18 protein-coding genes and 1 pseudogene are annotated in these 22,502 nt (G+C 58.2%); 6 read left to right on the forward strand and 13 right to left on the reverse strand.

The genetic code is table 11. From position 1 onward, the window contains the following. Positions 1-33: 33 nt before the first annotated feature. On the forward strand, positions 34-534 hold the full coding sequence (rfaH, locus tag LRL22_RS04665) for a transcription/translation regulatory transformer protein RfaH (protein WP_058057235.1): 501 nt from the start codon (positions 34-36) through the stop codon (positions 532-534). Positions 535-593: 59 nt separating this feature from the next. Here the strand turns inward: rfaH and LRL22_RS04670 are convergent, their stop codons facing one another. The 6 genes from LRL22_RS04670 to arcB form a co-directional block, all read right to left on the reverse strand. Further along, the gene (locus LRL22_RS04670; protein ID WP_270904823.1) at positions 594-2,570 is read right to left on the reverse strand and encodes a HAMP domain-containing methyl-accepting chemotaxis protein; all 1,977 of its coding nucleotides are present in this window, start codon (positions 2,568-2,570) and stop codon (positions 594-596) included. A gap of 39 nt (positions 2,571-2,609) precedes the next feature. Continuing rightward, positions 2,610-3,821: an EAL domain-containing response regulator gene (locus LRL22_RS04675; protein ID WP_270904824.1), complete on the reverse strand. Its 1,212-nt coding sequence runs from the start codon at positions 3,819-3,821 to the stop codon at positions 2,610-2,612. Then, a complete protein-coding gene (locus LRL22_RS04680; protein ID WP_270904825.1) occupies positions 3,802-8,043 on the reverse strand; it encodes an ATP-binding protein in 4,242 nt (1,413 codons plus the stop codon). The genes LRL22_RS04675 and LRL22_RS04680 overlap by 20 nt, the downstream gene beginning before the upstream one ends. A 223-nt stretch (positions 8,044-8,266) precedes the next feature. Further along, positions 8,267-8,470 carry a hypothetical protein gene (locus tag LRL22_RS04685; protein WP_042059910.1) on the reverse strand — a complete coding sequence of 68 codons (204 nt, stop codon included), beginning with the start codon at positions 8,468-8,470 and terminating at the stop codon, positions 8,267-8,269. Between the two features lie 314 nt (positions 8,471-8,784). Then, positions 8,785-10,149 carry a dGTPase gene (gene dgt, locus LRL22_RS04690; protein WP_270904826.1) on the reverse strand — a complete coding sequence of 455 codons (1,365 nt, stop codon included), beginning with the start codon at positions 10,147-10,149 and terminating at the stop codon, positions 8,785-8,787. Between the two features lie 51 nt (positions 10,150-10,200). Next, positions 10,201-12,513 carry an aerobic respiration two-component sensor histidine kinase ArcB gene (gene arcB, locus LRL22_RS04695; RefSeq protein ID WP_270904827.1) on the reverse strand — a complete coding sequence of 771 codons (2,313 nt, stop codon included), beginning with the start codon at positions 12,511-12,513 and terminating at the stop codon, positions 10,201-10,203. 206 nt (positions 12,514-12,719) lie between these two features. Here arcB and LRL22_RS04700 point away from each other — a divergent pair, with 206 nt between their 5' ends. Beyond that, the gene (locus LRL22_RS04700) at positions 12,720-13,715 is read left to right on the forward strand and encodes a DUF2860 family protein (protein ID WP_236296101.1); all 996 of its coding nucleotides are present in this window, start codon (positions 12,720-12,722) and stop codon (positions 13,713-13,715) included. 67 nt (positions 13,716-13,782) lie between these two features. Here the strand turns inward: LRL22_RS04700 and LRL22_RS04705 are convergent, their stop codons facing one another. The 4 genes from LRL22_RS04705 to LRL22_RS04720 form a co-directional block, all read right to left on the reverse strand. After that, entirely contained in the window at positions 13,783-14,481 is a 699-nt protein-coding gene (locus LRL22_RS04705; RefSeq protein WP_005339098.1) for a DUF3334 family protein, read from the reverse strand. A gap of 89 nt (positions 14,482-14,570) precedes the next feature. Then, the gene (locus LRL22_RS04710) at positions 14,571-15,017 is read right to left on the reverse strand and encodes an HIT domain-containing protein (RefSeq protein WP_270904828.1); all 447 of its coding nucleotides are present in this window, start codon (positions 15,015-15,017) and stop codon (positions 14,571-14,573) included. 74 nt (positions 15,018-15,091) lie between these two features. Beyond that, positions 15,092-15,733 (reverse strand): DUF2057 domain-containing protein, encoded by a 642-nt coding sequence (locus tag LRL22_RS04715; protein ID WP_270904829.1) that lies wholly within the window; start codon positions 15,731-15,733, stop codon positions 15,092-15,094. 71 nt (positions 15,734-15,804) lie between these two features. Further along, positions 15,805-16,704, reverse strand: a complete 900-nt coding sequence (locus LRL22_RS04720; RefSeq protein ID WP_270904837.1) for a LysR family transcriptional regulator — start codon at positions 16,702-16,704, stop codon at positions 15,805-15,807. Between the two features lie 97 nt (positions 16,705-16,801). On the opposite strand from LRL22_RS04720, the gene LRL22_RS04725 reads away from it, so the two are divergent. Then, complete coding sequence (locus tag LRL22_RS04725; RefSeq protein ID WP_270904830.1) at positions 16,802-17,404, forward strand: short chain dehydrogenase; 603 nt, start codon at positions 16,802-16,804, stop codon at positions 17,402-17,404. Positions 17,405-17,531: 127 nt separating this feature from the next. On the opposite strand, the gene LRL22_RS04730 is transcribed toward LRL22_RS04725, so the two are convergent. The 3 genes from LRL22_RS04730 to dapA form a co-directional block, all read right to left on the reverse strand. Next, positions 17,532-18,635 (reverse strand): phosphoribosylaminoimidazolesuccinocarboxamide synthase, encoded by a 1,104-nt coding sequence (locus LRL22_RS04730; protein WP_040065098.1) that lies wholly within the window; start codon positions 18,633-18,635, stop codon positions 17,532-17,534. 167 nt (positions 18,636-18,802) lie between these two features. Then, positions 18,803-19,930, reverse strand: coding sequence for an outer membrane protein assembly factor BamC (gene bamC / locus LRL22_RS04735; protein ID WP_005349235.1), 1,128 nt, complete (start codon positions 19,928-19,930; stop codon positions 18,803-18,805). Continuing rightward, positions 19,923-20,810, reverse strand: a complete 888-nt coding sequence (gene dapA / locus LRL22_RS04740) for a 4-hydroxy-tetrahydrodipicolinate synthase (RefSeq protein WP_270904831.1) — start codon at positions 20,808-20,810, stop codon at positions 19,923-19,925. Before dapA ends, bamC begins: the two co-directional genes overlap by 8 nt. Before the next feature lie 205 nt (positions 20,811-21,015). On the opposite strand from dapA, the gene LRL22_RS04745 reads away from it, so the two are divergent. The 3 genes and pseudogenes from LRL22_RS04745 to LRL22_RS04755 all read left to right on the forward strand — a co-directional run. Then, entirely contained in the window at positions 21,016-21,549 is a 534-nt protein-coding gene (locus tag LRL22_RS04745) for a glycine cleavage system protein R (protein ID WP_005349229.1), read from the forward strand. Between the two features lie 24 nt (positions 21,550-21,573). Continuing rightward, positions 21,574-22,038, forward strand: a complete 465-nt coding sequence (gene bcp, locus LRL22_RS04750) for a thioredoxin-dependent thiol peroxidase (RefSeq protein WP_108611931.1) — start codon at positions 21,574-21,576, stop codon at positions 22,036-22,038. Positions 22,039-22,143: 105 nt separating this feature from the next. Continuing rightward, positions 22,144-22,502, forward strand: a pseudogene (locus LRL22_RS04755) (IS3 family transposase); the annotation flags it as partial.

The following is a 22,502-nucleotide window of genomic DNA, read 5'->3' on the forward strand; positions in this document are numbered from 1 at the left end:
CCGCGAGCACGGCAACACGAACATACTCATAACATGAAAAAATGGTATCTGGCCTACTGCAAGCCAAAAGAAGAGGCCCGCGCCCGCGCCCACCTCGATGCCCAGGGTATCGAATCCTATTACCCCATGGTGGAGATCGAGAAGCTGCGCCGGGGCAAGCGAGTTCCGGTACGGGAACCCATGTTCCCCAACTATCTGTTTATCTTCGTTGATTTGGAAGAGGTGACACCAGTCACCCTGAAATCGACCCGCGGCATCAGCCGGATCATCCACTTTGGCAGCGAATGGACCCCCATCAGCAGCAAGCTGGTCTATCAGCTGATGAGTCGCGATGACAGCGATGAGGCGAGAGCCAGCTACGCTAACCTGCCCTGCTCGGGCGACAAGGTGCTGATTGAAGAGGGGCCGCTTGCCGGCTTCGAAGCCATCTATATGGAGCCGGATGGAGAGAAACGGGCGATTTTGCTGGTCAGCCTGCTCAACCGGGAGACCACCAGCAGCTTCGACAACCACACCTTCAGACGTCTGGATTAAACCCACGGGCCAGACGGATCGGTGCATGACAGTCGCAATGGCGGGATGATCCCGCCATCTCACGTATCACGATCAAAGCGGGTGATGACCGCCTTCAGCTTGCCGGTATCACCAGCCAGTCTGGCTACGATCTCCTCCCCCTGCTGACTACGCTGACAAGATTGCCGACTGAGCGCAGCAATGTCATCGACAGTCCCGGATACCTCGGCGGCCACCCGCGACTGCTGCTCGGTTGCCACCGAAATGGCCTCCAGCTGGCCCGACAGCGACTGCACCAGCTGGTTCATGGCACTCAGGATATCGGTCACCAATCCGACTGCATCCCGGCCTTGCTCTACCAACCGGGTACCGCTGCTGACGGTACTCACTGTCTGGCGAGTCTGCTGGGAGATGGCCGCAATAGTCTGGCTGATCTCGGCGGTGGATTGATGGGTGCGGGTCGCCAGCTGGCGAACCTCATCGGCCACCACCGCAAAACCTCGGCCCTGCTCGCCTGCCCGCGCCGCTTCTATCGCCGCATTGAGTGCCAGCAGATTGGTCTGCTCGGCTATAGTGGCGATCACCTCGGTGATCTGCCCCACCTGTTCACTCTGATGCTCCAGCAGCCCCATGGCCTCGTTGGCCTGTCCAATCATGGCGGCAATCTGCTGCATGGTATCGCTCATTCGTGCCAGCGCGGCCTCTCCCTGACGGGTCTGCTGCCGCACCTGATGGGCACCATCCGCCACACCGGCAATGTTACCAGCCACATCACGAGCACTCACCGACATCTGATCGATAGCCGCAGCCACCGCATCGACCCGCTGATCCTGTTCCGTCAGATCCGCCACTATGGCTCTGGTAGTGCTGCCCACATCGAGACAGGCCACCTCGACCTGCCCCACAGCCCCCTGCAACTCCCCGACCAGATGATGTAACTGGGCAGACATCCGGTTGATGGAACCGGTCAAGTCTCCCAACTCATCCTGCCCTGTGATTGGCAAGGGCTCGGCCGCCAGCCGGCCATCCGCAACCTGCCCCGCCCGGGTCACCAGACAGGCAATGTCACGGGTCAGACGACGACTAAAGAGCCAGGCGACTACCATGCCAAGCACGATGGCGCTGCCGGTAGCCAACAGCAGAGTCTGGTTGATGGCCCTCCCGGCTCCGGTCATCTGCGCCGAAATCTGATCCACCTCGGCACGGGTTTTCCCCACCTGCTGGACCAGCTGCTCGCTGAGGCTGGACTGCATCGGCTCGATGTCGGTGGCCATCAGGTAGTTTGCCTGATCCCAATCCGGCGCCTGGCGCTTCTCGATCACCTGCCCCACCAGCTCGGAGAAGGGGGTAGCCATCTCTTCAAACAGCTGCCAGAGGCTCTGCTGGGTGTCGGTAAAGAGCGCGGCTTGCTGTTTAACCTCAGCCACACGCTGCTGATGAAACTGGTAGTAATCCTGATACTTGCTGCGGTATTCGGGGTCGCCTGAGATGAGAAAATCCCGCAGGGCTGAGAGAGAGTTGGCGAGGCTGTTGTAGGCATCCCCCACCTGTTTGAGCAGCATGCGGCGATCGCCGGAGAGTTGATCCTGCGGAGTGCCAACTTCTTCATTGGCAAAGGATTGCAGCTGATCGAGCGCCGCCTCCGCCAGCGGACCCGCCTCCTGCAGCATCAGGGTATGAGCGGGCAGATTCTCTTCACTCTGGGCGATGGTCCACACCTTCTCCTGATGGCTTTTGAAGGTCTCGAGAGACTTGGAGAGCGCCGGACTGAACGCCTGATGGGCGATGGCCTGCCAGGCCGACTCCCACTCCTGCTTGAGGCGGGAAGCCTGAGCCGGATCCTTGCCGAGGATCAGATAGCCACGCAGAGCAGAAACGGTGGCAACCAGTGCCTTCTGGCTCGCCTCATCCCGCTGCAAAGCGGGCAGCGCCTGCTCCAGCAGGATGTGTTGGGCCTGATTTATCTGGGTCAGCCGGTAATAGACCAGCGTGGAGGAGAGCAGGATCAGCAGGTTGATAAAACCGAAGCTGAGCAGCAACTTGCTTGAGATTTTCATGAACATCCTTGTTCAAACGGAGGGCTCCAGCCAACAGAATCAGATAGATATCAGTGTAGGCAATCTATCTTGCCAAGTCCGGTGCCATTTAGCCAATTCACTGCGCGGCATCGGGCGGGCAGAGAAAAATCCCTGACAGAGGTCGCAACCGAGTTGGGCCAGCACTCGCCAGGTCGCCTCATCCTCTACCCCTTCCGCCACCGACTTCAGCCCCAGCTTGCGGGCCAACTCGATACTGGACTCGATGATAGCCAAACGTGACGGATCGGCATGGCAGCGATCGACGAAAGAGCGATCCAGCTTGAGTTCGGTGAACGGTAACAGAGCCAGCTGCTGCATAGAGGAGTAGCCGGTACCAAAATCATCGATGGAGAGGCCAAAACCATGCATCCTTAGCCGGGTCAGCACCTCCAGCGACTTGCCCAGATCCTGTACAAAGGCGCTCTCGGTCACCTCCAGGGTGATAAGCTCGGGGTTGATGCTCCAGCGTTGACACTGATTGATCAGGGAATTGCACAGATCGCCCTCGATCAGCGAGGTAGTGGAGAGGTTCATCGACAGATTGAGCGAGAGTCCGGTCTCTTCCCACAAATGACCATCACTAAGGGATTTGCCGATGATCACTTCAGTCAACTGATCGATCAGTCCGTTGCGCTCCGCCAGTGGAATAAAACGCCCCGGAGAGATCAGGCCGTACTCCGGGTGCTGCCAGCGGGCCAGCGCCTCCATCCCGACCCACTCGCCGGAGGCAAAGCTCACCTTGGGCTGATACCAGGGCAGCAACTGATCCTGCTCGAGTGCACGGCACAACTCATCCAGGCCGATCCTGTGCCCCTCCTCCTCCCTGGCAGGCTCCTCCCGGGGTGACCAGGCATCGATCAGCAGCTTGAGCTGCTGCTGGGTAGAGGGTTTCTCTATGCGGCCGAGCACCTGCAAGCCATAGGCGGCACTCATCCGCAACACGGCCTCCACCACATCGTCTTCAAGGGCGCTGGAGAGGATAATCCCCCCGCGAAAACCGCCCAGTGACAGGCGGCGCAGCAGTGCCATGCCATCCATGCCCGGCATCCGCAGGTCGCAAAACAGGATATCGACGGCGTGTTGCTGGCTCAGTACCAGCGCCTCGGCACCATCGGCCGCCTCCAGCAGATTCTGGTAACCCAGGCTGCGGACCTGGTGCAGCAGCGCCTTGCGCTGAAATCCATGGTCTTCCACGACCATAATGACCAACTCATGTTGTGCTTTTTTCATCGAGCCATAATCCAATGTCGTGGGTGATCGCCGTCATCAGCCTCTGCACTGTGCTGACCAGATCGTCGAGTTCGTCGAGCCGCTTCAATCGCGCTGCCGATTCCAGCATGGCAGCCTGACTGGCAAGCTCCTCCAACCCGACCATTCGGGCAGCCCCCTTGATCCGGTGGGCGGTCTCGACCAAGGCGCTGGCATCATGACAAATCAGCGCTGCCATCATGGCCTCGCCATCCTGCCGGGTGGAATCGAGATACTCCACCGCCATGGCTCGCGCGGTCAGCTCGTCACCAAACAGCGCCAACCAGCGCTCAGCCTGCATGCCTGTAGCCCCAACAACGGGCGCAACCGCGCTTCTGGTTGGCGTCCTCTCTGCCAGCCAATGGGCCAGCATCTGGCGCAAGATATCCAGCGGGTAGGGCTTCAGTAACATGTCACTCATGCCTGCCTCTACCATACGAGCACTCGCCTCTTCCGACGTATCTGCCGTTACCCCTATGATGGGGGCCGTCACTCCCGCAGCCCGCAGCGCCTTGGTCAGAGCATAACCATCCATCACCGGCATATGGCAATCAGTCAGCAGCATCGAGAATTGCTGTCCCTGCCAGGCCCGCAGAGCCTTCTCGCCATCTTCAACAACCTGAGCCTCGATACCAAGAATGGCCAACTGCCGTGCCAGCAAGGCACGATTGACCGGATGATCATCGGCCACCAGTACTTTGCCACCCAGCTTCTCTGCAAGCGCAGGGAGGATTGGTGTGACCCGCTCCTGCAGCAATTCGTGGCAGCTCTCCAGCAGAAGATCCGGATAGAGAGGAGATAGACCCAGGCGCCACCATTTCTGTTCACCAATCCGACCCCGTAACGCCTCATCGGGTGACGCTATGATCCCCTTCAGCGCAGAGTGTTGCAGCCAGCTTTGCCATTCCCCCCCAAGCGCTTGCTCAAGCCACCGTTGATCGGCCAACAGCAACCCTTCCAGTGAGCGACTGAGCTCATTGGCCCCCAAGTACCTGAGCTTGGCCCCCTGCCGTACCATGGCCGCTTCGAGGTTGGTGTCATCGCTGAAGAACCACCATTCTGTGTCAGCCAGAGCTGGGGGATCCCACTGCGGATTGGTTAGCGGTACGGTAAAGCGGAAGCAGGAGCCCTCTCCTGCCTTGCTGGTCAGTGTCAGTGCCCCCCCCATTTTGCATACCAGCTGCTCACAGATTGCCAACCCCAAGCCTGTGCCACCAAAACGACGGTTGATATCTGACTCCACCTGCTCAAAAGGCGTGAACAGCAGCGCCTGCTTCTCTTCGGCGATCCCGATACCGGTGTCACTGACACTGATTGTCAGTTGCTCGCTCAGGTAGCTGACCCGAATCGTAATCCCCCCTTGTTCGGTAAACTTCACCGCATTGTTGAGCAGGTTGGAGATGACCTGACCAATACGCACCCCATCGATGTCGGCCCAATCCGGCACATGATGCTCCCACTCCAGCACCACGTGGAGCCCCTTGTTATGAGCCAGTGTCGCATGGCCACGAATGGCATCGCAGATCACCGTTTGCAACCGGCTGCTCTGGTAATTCAACTGCAACTGACCCGCTTCTATCTTGGAAAAATCGAGGATGTCATTGACCAGATAGAGCAGGTTGTTGGTCGAGGTGACCACATTGCGCACCATAAAACGCTGGTCGTCGTTGAGCTCGCTCATTTGCAGCAATTCGAGCATGCCATGCATGCCTGAAATGGGAGTGCGCAGCTCATGGCTCATGGTTGCCAAAAAGCGGCTGCGAGCCTGCATCGCCTGCTCGGCATAGGCGCGAGCTTCGCGCAGCTCATATTCCTGTTGCTTGAGGGCCGTAATGTCCTGAATCACCCCGTTAAGGATCAGTGCCTGCTGCTCCTGTCTGACAAAGTTGCCACGTACTTGCAGATAGCGATCTCCATCAGGTCGCTCCACCTTGACCTCCAGATCGAGGGGCGCCAGAGTCTCGGCATGATTGGCCACCTTGCTGACAAAATCCTGGAGCGCTTCTTCGGTAAAGCCGAACACCTCACCACCCGATTCGGCATTGAACAGATCCTGTCGGGAAGCCCCGAGGATCTCGCGGGCCCCCTGAGAGGCATACAAAAACCGCCCCTTGCCGGGTCCTTGCCACAAATACTGATAGACCACCCCAGGCATGCTGTCGGTAATCTGGGTAAGGCGATTTTCAGCCTGACGGGCGCGCTCCTCCGCCTCCTTGATCCGGCTGACATCGGTCAGTACTGTCAACACCCCCAGCATATTGCCATCGGGATCGCGATAAGGGCGTTTGGCATAGATAACATGGCAGGGCGTGCCATCAGCTCGCAGGTTACTGCCTGCACCCTCCAGATCCTGTCCGGTCTGCCACACCCGGCGCTCTTCTTCCAGCACACTGTTTCTGAGTGTCTCGGGCATGTTTTGCAGCTCCTCACTGCTACTGCCAGCACCGAGGAAAGCATCGCGATAGGCCTGATTGCACAAGGTGATCCGCTGCTCGCTATCACGTAGCGCCACCATGGTTGGCAGTGAGTTGAGCAAGGTCTGCACAAACAGCAACTGTTCGTTCAGCTTGTCCTCTGCGATTTTGCGCTGCGCAATCTGGCGACGCAAACTGCGAGCCCAGAACATCACCAGCAAACCGCTGACGAGCAAGGCGCCCCCCCCTATGGCCAACCATTTGTAAATCAGGGTGTAATCAGACTCGATATTGACCGACACATTGAGCCAGCGTCGTTCCAGCAGTTGCCACTCCTCATCCGTGATGGTCAGCAGCAACTTGTCCATGATGCGGAGCAACTCGGGCTGAGCATTGTCGACAGCCATACTGATAGGTACGGAAAATTCGGGAGAACTCAGCACCACCTGATACTTCTCATTGAAACCCTTCATTGCCTGCTGTCCCAGATTGGTCATGGTCAACAGCACATATTCAGCTCGCCCAGTGTCAAGCAAGGTCAGTAAATCGGCATCCTTGCCCACTTCGATAATATTGGCGCCCAGCGCGTGAATGAGAGAGGCTTCGTAAGAACCCGTCACACCACCAATCAGACGCCCTTTCAGCTCGACCAGTGACTTCAGCGGGCGAGCACCGTGTCTGGCTACGACATAGCTGTCGAACTTCAGATAGGAGGAGGTAAAAGAGGCAAAGGACTGACGATCCTTGAGCGGTGTCATCAAGGGAATAAGGTCCACTTTATGCTCTTTCAGCAGTTTAAGTGACTCTTGCCAGGTATTTGTCGACACCAGCTCAAAGCGGATCCCGGAGCGCAGACTCAATAACTTCATCAGGTCTGCCGTATAGCCATGCAATTCACCTTCGTCATCGATTTCACTGATGCCGGCAAATCCGGGGGCAACGGCGAACTTGATGACCTTGTTTCTCTGCTTCAGCCAACTAGCCTCATCTGGTTCCAGCAACAGACCAGCGTTAGCGCGTTCATTTTTCTGATGCAACCGTAATCGTGAGTCTGCAACGGGTATCCGTTGATATGCCTGCCAAAGCCTCTCGCTCAGCTCTGGCTGGCGGGAGCTGGTCGCCATCGTCAGCGTGCTGCCAGAAAGCCACCCAGGAGCAACAACCCCCATTGATGTAGGCATACTCTCCATCTTGAGGGAAACAATGGGTTCCAAATCAAGATATGCATCGACAGCGCCCAGCTTGACCATATAGGTCGCCTCAGTACGGCTCTCCAGCTCAGTTACATCAGAGATCCCCAAACGAGCCAATTCATTACAACTGCCAAAACCACGAATACAGACCCAGCGTAACTTGCGCGCCTGCTCCAGGGTCAATCGCTGATCCGGGGTATGCATTAAAATGGAGCGAGCATAAGAACCGATACTGCCAATAGGGTTTATCCCCTTCAATTCAAGAGCATTACGTTCGACCCCGATTAATGCATCGATCTGGCCGCCTTGGAGAGCAATCTGGGCATCCACGTAGGAGTTGTAGGGGATATAACGCAATGACACGCCCATTTCGGCTGCAATGCGCGAGGCCAACTCCTTGAGCGGACCGGCATAACGCTGGTTGGGGAGTTGATAGATGAAAGGGAGATAGCCGCCACGGGGAACCCCGACCAGCAGCTCCTTTTGTGCGGAGATTTCGTTGCTTGTGCTCTCATCTTGCGGTTGGGGAGCCGCAACAGCCAACATGCCTGAAAACAACAGCAAAAAGGGAAGAAAAAGCTGACGAAAGAGCGGCATAAGGTCTTGTCCTGATGAGTAAAACAGATAGGGCTGCCACCTCTAATCTTGCAGATCCTGACGACGCAAGGCGAGAAAACAATCGCAGCTGTTACAAAGAGGGCGGAGAGGATAATACTGAGTCACCAACATGTGAACATGGAATCAACCATAAGATGGAAAAATGGCAGGCATGCAGCCTGCCATTTCACTAGCGAGGGGGATCTTATTCTCCCCCTCGCGATCAGGTTATTCGATTCCCGAGGCGGAAGCCGGTTTGATACTCCCGCTCGCGAACGAGGGAGATCTGACCCTGATATCCTTCCAGCCCGATATCCCTGAGCAGAGCGGGTGACAGATTAACCTGTACGAGACGACGCTCGACCCGGGCAATCCTTCTCTGGACCAGGGATTCAACACTGCGCAGTAAAACCAGTTCGATAGACATGACATTCTCCAGTTGAACATGCGGTTCTCCCGGAGAAAGTGGATATCACCCTGCGGGACGAACCGCGGGTGATAAAAAGACAGGGGTTACCTGTTTACGCCACGCGGTAAAAGAGCACGAGATTTCACGCCGCACGCAGTGCCGCGAGAGAATGCAATATTGAGCATCAGATGTTGCATTTTCGTCTCCTTACCGGATAAAAGTTGAACAGGTTGCAGAAGTCTAAAAAATATCCGAATTTAAAACAAGCCTCTTGCGACTCCTTTTAAAACGTTTTTACGGCATTTTATGCTACCCGAAGGGGAGCTTGGGCATCAGATCCCCGAGAGTAGCCGGTACTCTTCCAGTACATAGGTATCCGTCATGCCGCTGACATAATCGAGCAGCAACCGCACCCGGTAATACCACTCCTGCTCGTTTTGGCAGGCAAAGCGCGGATCCGGGGTGGCGATCGCCAATCGATAGGCCTTGAGATGGCGGGCCGAGAGACGGTGATAGAGGCGGCGCGCAAAGAAAAGCGTTTGACTCCCCCCCCCGGCCAGCAGGCTAGCAAACTGTGGCGCTGGCAGCGCCAACAGACAGGCATAACTGGTCAGCACCCCGCGCAGCGCCGCATACCCTTCCAGCTCGAGGGCCTCTACTTCGGGGCGCATAAAGACCAGCTCGCGGGCCACCTGCTTGAGGATATCGAGCACCCGCGCCGCCGGCGCCTGACCGTGCAGCAGCGCTTGCGGATAGGAGCCCTGCAAAATGGCCTGATGTTCGCTGACATAGCTCTGCGCCGCCAACGCTACCAGATCCCGGGTCAGCTGCTGGCGAAAATGGGGGAAAAAGCCCCGGCCACTGACCAGCGCCTCATCCAGCAAGGTGCACATGTAGTCACTCTGGTCAGCTGCTCGCAGTGCCGCCAGCAGCTCTGACAGTATCAGGATCCGCCGATCTACCGCATCTTCCAGATCGGCGATGCAGTAGGAGATGTCATCGGCCGCCTCCATGATGTAGACCAGCGGATGACGGCAGCCGGGGGCCAATCCCAGGCTCTGACCGAGGGCACGGTAGAGCGGCTGCTCGCTAAAGAAGATGCCCCGTTTGCTGCTCCAGCCATGATGCTGGCCATAGCTCACCCCGGGCTGGGGCTGCTGCGGGTATTTGCAGAGTGCCGCCAGCTGCCCGAGCGTCAGGTTAAGCTCGTGCAGGCTGTGCACCAGCCGCAAGCTCTGGGCGTTGCCATCAAACAGTTGCAGATCCTGACGCAGTTCAGCCCACTGGGCCGAGGGGGGCTGCGCCAGCGCCTGCTGATAGAGGGGATCAAGCATCTCGCCGAGCCACTGGCCCATCACCTGCTCACCGAAGTGGCCAAACGGCGGGTTACCCACGTCATGAAGCAGGCAGGACATCTCCACCAGATTGATAAAAGCCCCTTCACAGACCATCCCGGCAGGCAAGGCAGCCAGAATGCGGCGGCTGATCTGGCGACCGGTCTCCTGCACCTCCAGCGAGTGGGTGAGGCGGCTGCGCACCGAGGCTTTCACATCGAGCGGAAAGACCTGGGTCTTCTGCTGCAACCGGCGCACTGGCGCTGCCTGCACAATACGGGCGCGATCCTGCTCGGTCGCCTCTAGCAGCTCCTCATCCCCCCAGGGGTGGATGCGCGCAGGGGTAATCAAACGGCTATACATCTCGCAGCTCCTTGCCAGCAACGTCCATCAGACTCAAGACAACCTCCAGCCTCAAGACAGCAACCAGCGCCGCAGACGGGCGATATCGCCCGGATATTCCCGGCGCAGCGTCTCAATCCAGTCTTCCACGTTTTCCCACCAGGCGGGGTGATCCGGGCTCTGGATCAGCTGTGCCGTCTGCTGCAATCGGCGCAGGCCAATGGATCCTGCCGCCCCTTTTATCTTGTGTGCCTCTTCAACCACCCCCGCTTGATCCCGGGCAATCATATTGGAGTCGAGCACTGCCATGTAGTCCGGCATCATCTTCTCGAACAGATCAACGCTGGAGAGCAGCACCGGCTTGCCCACGGTATCGGCGTAATCGGTGAGGAAGGGCAAGTCCAGTAGCGCATCCTGATTGCCCGCATCCGCCTGCTCGTCCGCTTCATCCTCGGCCAGATCGGCAAACAGGTGACCAATCACCTCCCGCACCGCTTTGGAGCCAAGCGGCTTGTTAATCACATCCTGCATGCCGTGATCCCGGTAGTACTGGCGATCGCCGGTGGAGTTGGCGGTGAGCGCCACCATGGGTGGCAGGCTGTCGCCATAACGCTCCAGCAGGGTTTTCGCCACATCGAAGCCGGTCATGTCCGGCAGCTGGATATCGAGCAAAATGAGGTCGAAATCATCCGGGTTGGCCATCGCCAACGCCTGGGTGCCGTCCCGTGCCACCTGCACCTGATGACCCAGCTTGCCCAGCAGGGCGCAGGCCACCGTCACGTTGAGCTCCACATCCTCCACCAGCAGGATATCGAGGGATGGCATCTCCTCCTCCTGCTCTGGCAACACAGGCTCGGCGCAAGCTACCTCCAGCTCGGCGGTAAAGCAGGAGCCTTCGCCCGGATCGCTGTCCACATAGAGCTGCCCGCCCATGGCCTGCACCAGCTGACGGGAGACCGCGAGGCCAATGCCGGTGCCGGTGGCGTGCTTCTTGCCCTGCACCTGATAGTACATGGCGAAGATCTTCTCCTGCTGGGCGCGCGGGATGCCGATGCCGGTATCCTCCACCTCGAAGTGCAGGGCCAGCTTGCCCGGCTCATCGGCGGGATGGGAGAGACAACGCACGGTGACGCCCCCCTCATCGGTAAACTTGACCGCGTTGCCCACCAGATTCCACAGCACCTGACGCAGGCGGGTACCGTCAGCCATCACAAATTGCGGCATGTCGCCATCGCGATCGAAATGGAGATAGAGCCCCTTCTGCTCCGCCTGAATGCGCGACAGGGTCTCCAGCTCGTCGAGGAAGGCGGGCAGATCGATGCGGGTTGGCGCAATTTCGAGGCGACGGCGATCCAGTTTGTCCAAGTCGATGATGTCGTTGAAGATATTGCCAAGGGTCACCGCACTCAGGTGAATGGTCTTAAGCTGCTGTTGCTGCTTGGGATCGAGGGGAGTATCCATCAGCATCCGACTTAAGCCCACGATGCCGTTGAGCGGGGTGCGCAACTCGTGGCTGATGGTGGAGATAAAGGTGGTCTTGTCCCGGCTCGCCTTCTCCAGCTTGTCCTGATACTGCTTGCGCTCGGTGATATCGCGGCCAAAACCGAGCAGGCCGAGTCGCTTGCCGAAGCGGTCGAAGAAGGGCACCTTGCGCAGCTCGAAGTAAGCCTTGCGGCCATCGGGATACTCCAGCCACTGCTCGTAGGTGAGCGGCTCATTGCTGGCAAAAACCTGCTTGTCGGTCTCCACCACCTTGTTGGCAATCTCCTGCTTGTAGACATCGAACGGGGTCAGACCGATCAGCTCGGCCTCCACCTTGCCGGTCAGCTCCTCCATGGCGCGGTTGCAACCGGAGAACTGCTCATCCTCGTTGCGGTAGTAGACCAGATCGGGGGAGCAGTCGATAAAGGAGCGCAGCAGGGCGGTGCGCTCCCCCAGATGAAGCTGGGCTTTCTCTCGCTGGAACACCTCGTTCTCGAGATCCTCAATGGCCTGAAGGCGCAGGCTCTCGGCCCGGTTGGTCTCGGCAATCTGGGCGTTGAGGCGGCTGATGTTCTCCTGCAGCTGGGTATTGAGCTCCAGATCCCGCTCACGCATATCTTGCAGCTTGCGCACCATCCGGCTCAGTCGCTGACGGGAATCCTCCAGCTGATCCACCACGATGGAGAGAAAATAGACCGCCCAGGGAGTCACCAGCAGGCCAAAAAAGACCGAGCGAACGAAGTCGATCACATCGATATTGCCGCGCAGGAACAGGGTCACCCCCATCTGGATCGCGACCGCCAGCACGATAATGCCCGCCGCCAGGAACATGCTAAAGCGCACCAGTCCCAGCTTGGTCATCAGATCGACATAATATTGCGCCCAGGATTTAATCTGTTTCATCTTATTGTTTTCCCCCGATATTCGCGGTACAGAATACCAGCACAACCGAGTGAACTCTTCTTAATCTCGCACAATTAATTAACGATTCGCCGAATGAAATGAGTGGGTTAGGATAATTGGCAATATTGAGTCAGTTGCCATTAAGGTTTTTTCTTTATACTCACCGGCCGAAAAAATTCACCACCATTTAATTTAGGAGTTATCCGATGCGCAACACCACCTTGCTGGGCCTGGGCCTGCTGGTCGCAAATAGTGCTTATGCTGATTTGGGTGAAATTCCCAAGGAGTCTGGCTGGTCCGGTTTCCTGCTTGGCGGGGTCAGTGTCATCAATTACGAATCGAATTTTTATAGCGGTGATGATGAAAACCGCCGCCTGAGCGGACTGGGCAGTGCCGAGAGCAGCTCCGCCGTTGCCCCGCTGCTCAACGCCGATATCCGCTACACCTTTGCCGATACCCGCACCCAGGTCTTCCTCGGTAACCTGATCCAGGATGCCATCCGTTTCGACTTCACCCAGCAGCTCGGTATCCGTCAGGAGATGAGCGACAAGGGCATCGTAGCTGGCTCCGTGGTCTTTAATGCCATGCCGACCGAGCAGTGGAGCGATCCGTTCGATACAAATCATGATCGCCAGTCGACCGATATCAAGTCAAAAGGGGTTCGCTTCGCCTGGGACAGCATCTGGGGTAGCAACTTCAATGGTAGCCTGACCACCCGCAACATCGAGGTGGATGAGGAGCGCAGCGGCAGCCAGTATGGCGCCGATACTGCCGCCAAGCTGGATCGCAACGGCAAGATCCACGCCCTCGACCTCTCCTACAAATGGCAGCTGGCACCCGGTCAAATGCTGGAGCCAGCCTTTATCTACCGCCAAGCCGACCTGGACGGCAGCGCCCAAAGCTACAAGAGCAACGGCCTGCAGTTGACCTACGGCATGCGCGCTTCCCAGTGGTCTTTCGTCAGCAACGCCTATCTGGGCCAGACCAAATATGATGAAGCCAATCCAATCCCTGACTTTGGTAACAAAAAAGCCGACTCCGACGAGTTTGCCCTGACCGGTACCTTCTTCTGGCACCGCCTGTTCGGTATCGCGCCGCTCTCGGCAACCTTTACCGCTGGCTACGCCAAGTCCGATTCCGACATCAACTTCTACGATTCTGAATCCGTGATGTTCAACACCGGCCTGCTCTACAACTTCTAACAACGGTTGTTCGCACCGATACAACAAGGCCACCCGAAGGTGGCCTTGTTGCTATCCGGCGATTGACTCAAATACCCAGGGAGTCGAGTAGATCGTCGTGATCGTTGGCAACCGGGGCCGCAGCCTGAGCCGGCTTGGCGGCATCCTGCTTGGCCTGGGCGATCAGCGCATCGGGATCCAGCTCCTCGTGCTCCATCCCCTCATTGTGGATGCGGATGAACTCGGTTTTGTCCATCGCCAGCTCCAGATAGAAGATGTTGTTGCGGGCAGTGAAGAAGGTGACGCGGCGGGACTCCGGGCTGTCGAGATTGGTATCGACGCTCAGCATCACCTGCTTGTTAAGGGCCAGCATCTTCGGCTGGTTCTGGGTGATGTGGGTCTGCAGATCCCGGCCCACCTTGACGGTAAAGCTGCCGACGATCTGGTTCATCAGCTCGCCCATCACGTTGCTCACTTCGTCAGAGGTGTGGGAGATGGCGAGATCCTCTTTGGATAGTCCCATGCTCAGCATGTAGCTCTCGTACAGCTCCATGGCGGCGGCGGCGGAGAAGTTGATCACCACCAGACCGGAAAAACCGCCATCGAACAGCACGAAACAACCGATATCCGGCTTGAGGCAGGTCTTGCTGATCCGCTGCACCATGCCAGAAAACCGCACCTGACTCATGGTCGCGGCACTCAAAACGTCCGTCACCGAGTTGCACAGGCTGAGCAGCACATCCTCTGTGGTCAATACGGCATCGTCATCGGATCTTGTCACTATCATGGGACCTTCCTGAACATCGAAAATGGGCTTATCTATACCATAACTCTAACAGATGGCGCGGCCCGGAGACTGAAATAGCGACACGCCTCTCAGTTGACTCCGTTATCAGCAGCCACAGGGAGGAAACCGCTCAGCTTGGCGAGCCGGGCACGCCATATATCGGCCTGCTGCGCCAAAACTTGTGGCTCGTAAGGCAAGACCGGATGAGCGCCCCAGATGGGGCCGGGCCAGGCGCGATCCGTCGCAAAGCGGGCGACATGGTGAAGGTGGAGTTGCGGCACCAGATTACCCAGCGCCCCAATGTTGATCTTGTCCGGGCTGAGGGCCTGCTCCATCAGGGCGGCGACGGCGCAGGACTCCTGCATCAGCTGTTGCTGCTGCTCCGGCGCCAGATGGTGAATTTCCCGCAGGTTGGCTACTCGCGGTACCAGGATCAGCCAGGGATACTGGCTGTCTTTGGCCAGCAAGACACGGCAGAGGGGCAGATCCCCGAGCCACCGGGTATCTGCCTGCAGGCGTGAATGCAATTCAAACATGAAAACCTCGTTGAGTACGATGAACAGAGCGCCTGAAAAAAGGAGTGTCCACGTTACTGCAACGGGCAGAAAACTTAAAGCTGTGGGACGGCCCAACCGATAAAGCGCTTGCGCAGGGCCGGGTCTGCCTGGAGGAACAGCTGCTGCAACTGCCCTTCCAGCTCGCTGGCTGCCACAACGGGTTGCCCCCCACCGGAGAGCGTAGCCGCTGGCTGCGCAGCAACGGCGACGGCCGTCAGCGCCGCCTTACCACCGCTGCGGTTGTATTCAGCCAGTTTGCCGTTCCAATCCACCCCAAGCAGCATGCCACTGGTCACCAGCACATCTTGCTGGATGGCAAGCGCGCGGCCATTCTCCTGCAACGCTACCGCAGGAGCCTTGGCATATGCCTGCATCCCCCGCTCGTCTCCCGGTACGCTGGCCGTCAGCTGCAAATGCTGATTGCTGCCCCGATAGCGCACCACCTGTGGCTCGGAGCGTACCTGCCGATCATTCTCGCTGCTGCTGCGACTGGGGATCACCCCCTCGAAGCGCACCAGCAGTTGCTGCTCGCCATCCGCCAGGGTGGCATGCTGCTCATCCTGCAAGGTGCCGTTGCTCACCGCGAGGATGCGGAAATTCTCCGGCACCTTCACGTCCACCATGGCCTGCACACTGCCAACCCCCAACACTGCACAGAGCAGCACAAACCCGGTCAACCCTCTATTACTCTTCATTCCCGCTGATCTTCCTGATGCCGATGATGGGCGCAGGGTAGCAGCCAAAGATGACAGAAAAATAACGCCGCTCAGAGCAGGTAGTGGGGTCGCTCGGCAAACCACTGGGCAAGCACCTGCTTGAACAGCCGGATCTTGCGTGGCACCCGCCGCTGCTGGGCATGCAGCACATGAAGCTGATGCAGGCCGCTCTGCCACTCGTCGAGCACAGTCACCAGCTCTCCTGCCGTCAGCTGCGATTCCACCAGCATCAGCGGGCACTTGGCATAGCCCATACCGGCGCGCGCCAGTTGTAACACTGTGCTGTAGTGGTTGGCTCGTACCTTGCCCTGCACCAGAATGTGGGCCTCTTCCCCCTCACGGATAAAGTGCCACTGCTCCCAAGCCGGATTGTGTCCCTGCAACAGGCAGCTGCGCCCGCTCAGCTCATAGGGAGTGGCGGGACGCCCCTCTCGCGCCACCAGTGCGGGGCTCGCCACCACCACATCCTTGAGCCGACCGAGCGGCAGGGCCACCAGATTGTCCGGCACCTCGTTCATGGCGCGCAGGGCGATGTCGTTCTCCCCCTGACTCATGTCGACCATCTGGTTGGTGAAGTTGAGCTCCACCTCCACTCCGGGGCAGAGCGCGGCAAAGCTGGCCAGCAGCTCGCTCACCATGCGATCGCCGGTACTGACCGGGCAGGTAAAACGCAGCCGACCGCCATCCTCTTCGGTCAGCGCCTGAATATCCTGCTCCGCCTGCCGTGCCAGCGCGAAGATCTCCCCCGCCTGCAGATAGAGGGTCTTGCCCGCCTCGGTCAGGCTGAGGCGGCGGGTGGTACGCTGCAACAGTTGCGCATTGAGGGAGGACTCCAGCGCGCTGACATGGCGGCTCAGCATCCCCTTGCTGACCCCCAGCGTATCGGCAGCAGCCGAGAAACTGCCGCGCAGCACCACTTCGTAAAAGCTGGCCAGATGGGCGATATCCATCATTAGCTCCAATATGGAAACAATGGGTTTATTTTACGCGCTTTTTCGCATTTTCTGTTGCGCTAGAATCGATACATCTCAACCAGGAGTGATGCAGATGAAAATTGTGATTGTGGGTGCCTCCGGCACCGTCGGCTCCGCGGTCAGTGAACTGCTTGCCAAAGATCATCAGGTGATCCGGGTCGGCCACAGCCGTGGCGATGCCACGGTCGACATGCGCGATCCCGCCTCCATCAAGGCGCTGTTTGCCCAGGTGGGCCAGTTTGATGCACTGGCTGTCGCCAGCGGCAGCGTGGCCTTCAACGGCCTGACCGAGATGACCGACGAGCAGTGGCAGGTGGGACTGGAGAGCAAGCTGATGGGCCAGATCAACCTGACCCGAGCCGCCATTCCCTATCTGACTGACAAGGGCTCCATCACTTTGATCAGCGGTATTCTGAGCGAGGAGCCGATCAACTGGGGCGTGAGCGCCAGCACAGTCAACGGCGCTATCGATCACTTTGTGAAAGCGGCCGCCTGCGAGCTGCCAAGAGGCCTTCGCATCAACGTGGTGAGCCCTACCGTGCTGGCGGAGTCGATGGACAAATACGCTGACTTCTTCCCGGGCTTCGTACCGGTACCCGCCGCCAAGGTGGCGCAGGCCTACAAGAAGTCGGTGCTGGGCATCCAGACCGGTCAGGTGTTCAGGGTCAACGGCTGATCGCCGCTCGCTTGCCGCCAGACCAGCAATAAAAACGGGCCCCGTAGCGGGGCCCGTCTGTTTATCGGCCTATCTCCATCGCCACCAGCAAACGTTTGTTTCTGGGCGACAAAAAAGAGAGCAACCCTTAGTCGATCAGACCGTACTGATCGCGCAGCACCTCGATGATCTCCTGCTTGGGATTGGCAGAACGCGCCAGCTTGTGGCCGATGATCTTCTCGGCGATCCCGACGTAGGTGTTGGAGATATCCATCATTACTTCGGTCGGCAGCTTGTTGTCGCGAGCCAGGGCAAAACGTTCCGGCATACGGTTCTTGTTGAGCAGGATGTCCGGATCCGGGAAGTGGTTGAGCAGCCACTGACGGAAACCCTCTTTCGACTTCTCGACAATCTGACCGTCGCGCAGGGCCGCGCCATCCCAGATACGGGAGCTGTCGGGGGTGCCCACTTCGTCCATGTAGATCAGCTTCTCGTTGCCGGCGGCATCGTGGACATAGCCAAACTCGAACTTGGTATCGACGAAGATCTGATCCAGCCCGGCCAGCGCGTCGCTGATGACGTTGAAGCCCTCTTTGAGCAGCACTTCGTAGCGGTCGATGTCGGCCGGTTTGCTGAAGTTGAAGCCTTTATAGTGGCGCTCGATATCGGCACGGGAGACGTTGACGTCATCGGCTTCCGGCACGCCATCCAGCCCTTTCAGCACGCCCTTGGTAGACGGGGTGATGAGGATTTCCGGCAGCTTTTGATCCTTTTTGAGCCCTTCCGGCAGGGTAATGCCGCAGAACTCGCGCTCGCCATCCTTGTAGGCACGCCACATGGAGCCGGTGATGTACTGGCGGGCAATCGCCTCGATCATCACCGGACGGGCTTTTTGCACAATCCAGACGAAGGGGTGCGGAATATCCAGAATGTGGCTGTCGGCCAGTCCCTTCTCCTTGAACAGCTTGAACCAGTGGCTGGAGATGGCGTTGAGCGCCGCCCCTTTGCCCGGCACGCCGTTCAGGCCATCCACACCTTGCCAGATGCAATCGAAGGCCGAGATGCGATCGCTGATCACCATGAGGGCGAGGGGCGCATCGGCCGGCACATCATAGCCTTTCTCTTTTATGAGCCGGGCACTGTCTTCGGGGGTCAACCAGTAGACGCTGCGCACTTTGCCGGAATGGACAGGTTTATCGGTACGGATCGGCAAATCGTCATTCACCGCCAATACTTGATCTGCAAGACTCATGGCTAATAACACTTCCTGTTTGTGGGGGGTAAACATCGCGAGTCCCTCACCCGCGCGCTCTGTTTGCAACGGACTGGCAAGGGGGCTCGCATCATCGAAAACCGCTCGGAATCCCCGCGTTTTCAGGGGGATTTTGATAACAAAACAGGGGCACAAGGCCCCTGTATTTATTCTGCTTTTGCTGCTGCCTGATCGGCCAGCCCCTTGGCGAACGCCTCGGACAGGCTGATATACATCTGGGAGATAACCCCGGACGATACCGGCTTCTTGTCCTTGTCGAACAGGGTGATGGAGGTCTTGCCTCCCGCCATTTCGCCAAGCTGGAAGCGGTATTTCTCCTCCTCCAGTTTGAACGGCTCGCTCCCTTTCGCCTTCCAGAACTCGGCACCCGGCTCTTCGTACTCGACGTCGATCCAGCCCAGAGACTGCTGGGTATCCTTGATGGTGAAACCGTAAGCGGGCAGTACCTGATTAAGGCGACGCCACACCTGATCAAAGGAACCTTCGGCAATCCAGGCGCTCAGCTCGTTGTTGTCCAGACCCAGTTGCAGACCCATGCCATCGTTGGACTTGTGCTGCTCGCGGGCTTTCAGCTGGCTGTCGTAATAGAGAGAGAACTGGTTCAGCACTCGCGCGGCATAGCGCTGGGCATCGGCAGGGGTCAGCTTGTTGCTGGTCTCGCCGTCGATGGTCTCTTCGTGATCCAGTACCCGGACCGACATATTGACGGCGTGGCGCTGGGCATCGTTGCGCACGGTGAACTGGTAACGCTGACGGATTTTGAAGTCTTCGTCATCTTCACCCCAGCCATCGAGGGCAACCGTGTTGTCAAACCAGCCGGTCTGCAATACGCCATCCTGCTGATCCAGCTTCTCGGTGGTGACCTTGTATTTGGCCAGGAAGTTCATCAGGAACGACCAGGTATCGCGCTCCACGCTCTGGCTGGTGCTCAGGGCATAGAAGGCAACGGTCGGTTCGGTTGCGCTCTGCACCACCTGACTGCCCGGTACCACGGTCAGCAGTTGAGCGGGTGGGCGCACATCGACCTGGGCGCCGAGGGCACCTTCACGGCTGCTCTCGGGAAGCGGCGGGATGTCGTACTGGCTGTTGAAGGTGGGGGCACTCAATCCTGCGGGGATCAAGAACGCGCGGCCCTCGAGGCGGGCATCTTCATAACCGAAGTCGCGGTTGGCCATTTTGCGATCCTGGGGGGTGCTGCAACCGGCCAAGACGGCCACAGTCGCAACGCTCAGCACCAGACGGGCTCTATTTCCCTTTCCATTAGATTTAAACACTCGCCATCAACTCCGCTGTGGTCAGTGCTCGCGCCATCAGCTGTTCGCCCTCGGGAGTGAGGTCAACCAGCGGCAGGCGCAAGGTGGCTGTTGCAATCAACCCCAGTTGGGCACAGGCCCATTTCACCGGGGTAGGGCTCGGTTCGCAGAACAGAGTCTTGTGCAACGGCATCAAGAGATTGTTGATGTCATGCGCCTGCCCGGCTTCACCGGCCAGCGCAGCACGACACATGTCGGCCATCTGGGCCGCTGCAATATTGGTGGTGACCGAAATCACGCCATCGCCACCTTGCAGCATAAAATCACAACCAGTGGCATCGTCGCCACTGTAGAGAGCAAACTCCGGCCCGCACAGCTCGCGCAGCAGCGGGGTGCGGCTCAAATCGCCGGTTGCCTCTTTCAAACCGATAATGCCGGGAACCTTGGCCAGACGAGCCACTGTCTCCGGTTTGAGATCGCAACAGGTGCGACCGGGCACATTATAAAGAATTTGGGGCAGACCACTAGCCTCGGCGATCGCACAATAGTGGCGATAGAGACCTTCCTGAGTGGGCTTGTTGTAGTAAGGAGTCACCGAGAGACCCGCCACCACGCCGGTTTTGGCCAGTCGCTTTGCCAATTCAATGGCATGGGCAGTATTGTTGGAGCCGCAACCGGCGATGACGGGAATGCGTCCGGCGGCATACTCAACGGTCTTTTCAACGACGGCGATATGCTCCTGCTCGCTCAGGGTCACCGATTCCCCCGTGGTACCCACTGCAACAATGGCGCTGGTCCCGGCGCTGACATGATAGTCGACCAGTTTGGCCAGACTGGCCCAATCGACTTCACCTGAAGCCAACATGGGGGTAACGAGCGCAACAATACTACCGCGTAACATGGACTTTTCTCCCGATTTTCAGGGGCGTAATGGTAAAGCTGACCCCTTTGAAAAACAAGGGAGAGAGGGGGCAAGCCGTGATACCATCCGGAACAAAAAGTAATGGACGAAAGTCGGCAGCGTCCCTCAGGGAGTGGTCATCAGGGCCGGAGGGTTGGCTTGCCAGCGCGGCTTTCGCAACGAAATAACGGACGAGAGAAGATTTATGACTCACTACCTGGTCGTAACGGCCATCGGCACGGACAGGCCTGGCATCGTCAATGAAGTGACCCGCCACGTCAGTGGCTGTGGTTGCAACATTGTGGACAGCCGCCTTGGCATCTTCGGCAATGAATTTACCTTTATCATGCTGCTCTCGGGCGACTGGAACAGCATGATGCAACTCGAAATCAGCCTGCCCCTGCGTAGTCAGGAGTGGGATCTCATCACCATGATGAAACGCACCGAGCGCCATCAGTCCCTGCAGTATGACGTCCGCGCCAGTGCCGACCTGTTGATCCGCGACGAGCCCGGCATCGTAAGCCAGTGCACCCAGTTCTTCAGCGAACATGGCTGGAACATTCAGGCGATGCAATCCATGACCCTGGAGCAGCAGCCGTTCAACCTGCTGAAGATCAGTTTTCAGCTCAATCTGGCCAGAGAGGGTGAAGTGGAAGGTTCACAAACCGCCTTCGCCGAATTCTGTCGTCAACTGGGTGCCGAATCGTTCGAGTTTATCGTCAATCGCAAACACGCCTGAGGGCGTTTTACCCGAGGAGACCCCATGCAACCACTACAAGCTGGCAGCCCCGCCCCCGATTTCTCCCTGCCCGACCAGAATGGCAATCAGGTCAGCCTCGCTGGCCTGCGCGGCAAGAAGGTGCTGGTCTATTTCTACCCCAAGGCGATGACCCCCGGCTGCACCACCCAGGCCTGCAGCCTACGCGATGTGAACGCCGAGTTGGCCGCCCTCAATGTGGTGGTGCTTGGCATCAGCCCGGATCCGGCCAAACGGCTGAAAAAGTTCGAAGAGCGGGACCAGCTCAACTTCACCCTGCTGGCTGATGAAGACCACGCCGTCGCCGATGCCTTTGGCGTCTGGGGCCCGAAGAAGTTCATGGGCAAGGAGTATGACGGCATTCACCGTCAGAGCTTCCTGATCAATGAAGAGGGCAAGATTGCCCACCACTTCGACAAGTTCAAAACCAGCGATCACCATCAGGTGGTACTGGATTTCCTCAAGGGATAACCCTCCCCTGCGTCATTGAAAGGCCTGCCATGCAGGCCTTTTTTGTCTGGTCTGTCCCGTCCTGAATATGGTTTACACCTTTCCCCCCAATAAATGGAGAACCCGATGGGACAAGGTGCGAAACGGACACAGCGCGATTACTCACTGACTTTTAAACTGGCACTGGTCGAGCAGATTGAAAAAGGCGAGCTCAGTTGCCAGCAAGCACAAGCCCGATATGGCATTCAGGGCAATTCGACCATTCTGGTATGGTTACGTAAACATGGTCGGCAAGATTGGAGCTAGGGGGCTTCTGTACGTGCCGGCAGGAGCATCACCATGCCTGACCCCGACAACCAGACGCCAGAACAACGCATCAAGGAACTCGAGCAACAGCTGGCGCTAATGAGTCAGAAGGCCCAGTTCTTTGAGGCCGTCGTCGATGTACTGAAGAATGACTACGGCGTCTCCATCGTAAAAAAGCT

This window comes from Aeromonas sp. PI_26, from assembly GCF_027854445.1.
GTDB classification, from domain to species: Bacteria; Pseudomonadota; Gammaproteobacteria; order Enterobacterales; family Aeromonadaceae; genus Aeromonas; species Aeromonas veronii.

Bases quoted from the DNA above. Each gene is read 5' to 3' on its own strand.
- bcp (WP_108611931.1), top strand. From the start codon at position 21,574: ATGCAACCACTACAAGCTGGCAGCCCCGCCCCCGATTTCTCCCTGCCC.
- LRL22_RS04685 (WP_042059910.1), bottom strand. From the start codon at position 8,470: ATGTCTATCGAACTGGTTTTACTGCGCAGTGTTGAATCCCTGGTCCAG.
- LRL22_RS04675 (WP_270904824.1), bottom strand. From the start codon at position 3,821: ATGAAAAAAGCACAACATGAGTTGGTCATTATGGTCGTGGAAGACCAT.
- LRL22_RS04710 (WP_270904828.1), bottom strand. From the start codon at position 15,017: ATGTTTGAATTGCATTCACGCCTGCAGGCAGATACCCGGTGGCTCGGG.
- LRL22_RS04745 (WP_005349229.1), top strand. From the start codon at position 21,016: ATGACTCACTACCTGGTCGTAACGGCCATCGGCACGGACAGGCCTGGC.
- LRL22_RS04705 (WP_005339098.1), bottom strand. From the start codon at position 14,481: ATGATAGTGACAAGATCCGATGACGATGCCGTATTGACCACAGAGGAT.
- rfaH (WP_058057235.1), top strand. From the start codon at position 34: ATGAAAAAATGGTATCTGGCCTACTGCAAGCCAAAAGAAGAGGCCCGC.
- arcB (WP_270904827.1), bottom strand. From the start codon at position 12,513: ATGAAACAGATTAAATCCTGGGCGCAATATTATGTCGATCTGATGACC.
- LRL22_RS04715 (WP_270904829.1), bottom strand. From the start codon at position 15,733: ATGAAGAGTAATAGAGGGTTGACCGGGTTTGTGCTGCTCTGTGCAGTG.
- LRL22_RS04670 (WP_270904823.1), bottom strand. From the start codon at position 2,570: ATGAAAATCTCAAGCAAGTTGCTGCTCAGCTTCGGTTTTATCAACCTG.
- LRL22_RS04700 (WP_236296101.1), top strand. From the start codon at position 12,720: ATGCGCAACACCACCTTGCTGGGCCTGGGCCTGCTGGTCGCAAATAGT.
- LRL22_RS04725 (WP_270904830.1), top strand. From the start codon at position 16,802: ATGAAAATTGTGATTGTGGGTGCCTCCGGCACCGTCGGCTCCGCGGTC.
- LRL22_RS04730 (WP_040065098.1), bottom strand. From the start codon at position 18,635: ATGAGTCTTGCAGATCAAGTATTGGCGGTGAATGACGATTTGCCGATC.
- LRL22_RS04680 (WP_270904825.1), bottom strand. From the start codon at position 8,043: ATGCCGCTCTTTCGTCAGCTTTTTCTTCCCTTTTTGCTGTTGTTTTCA.
- LRL22_RS04720 (WP_270904837.1), bottom strand. From the start codon at position 16,704: ATGGATATCGCCCATCTGGCCAGCTTTTACGAAGTGGTGCTGCGCGGC.
- dgt (WP_270904826.1), bottom strand. From the start codon at position 10,149: ATGTATAGCCGTTTGATTACCCCTGCGCGCATCCACCCCTGGGGGGAT.
- dapA (WP_270904831.1), bottom strand. From the start codon at position 20,810: ATGTTACGCGGTAGTATTGTTGCGCTCGTTACCCCCATGTTGGCTTCA.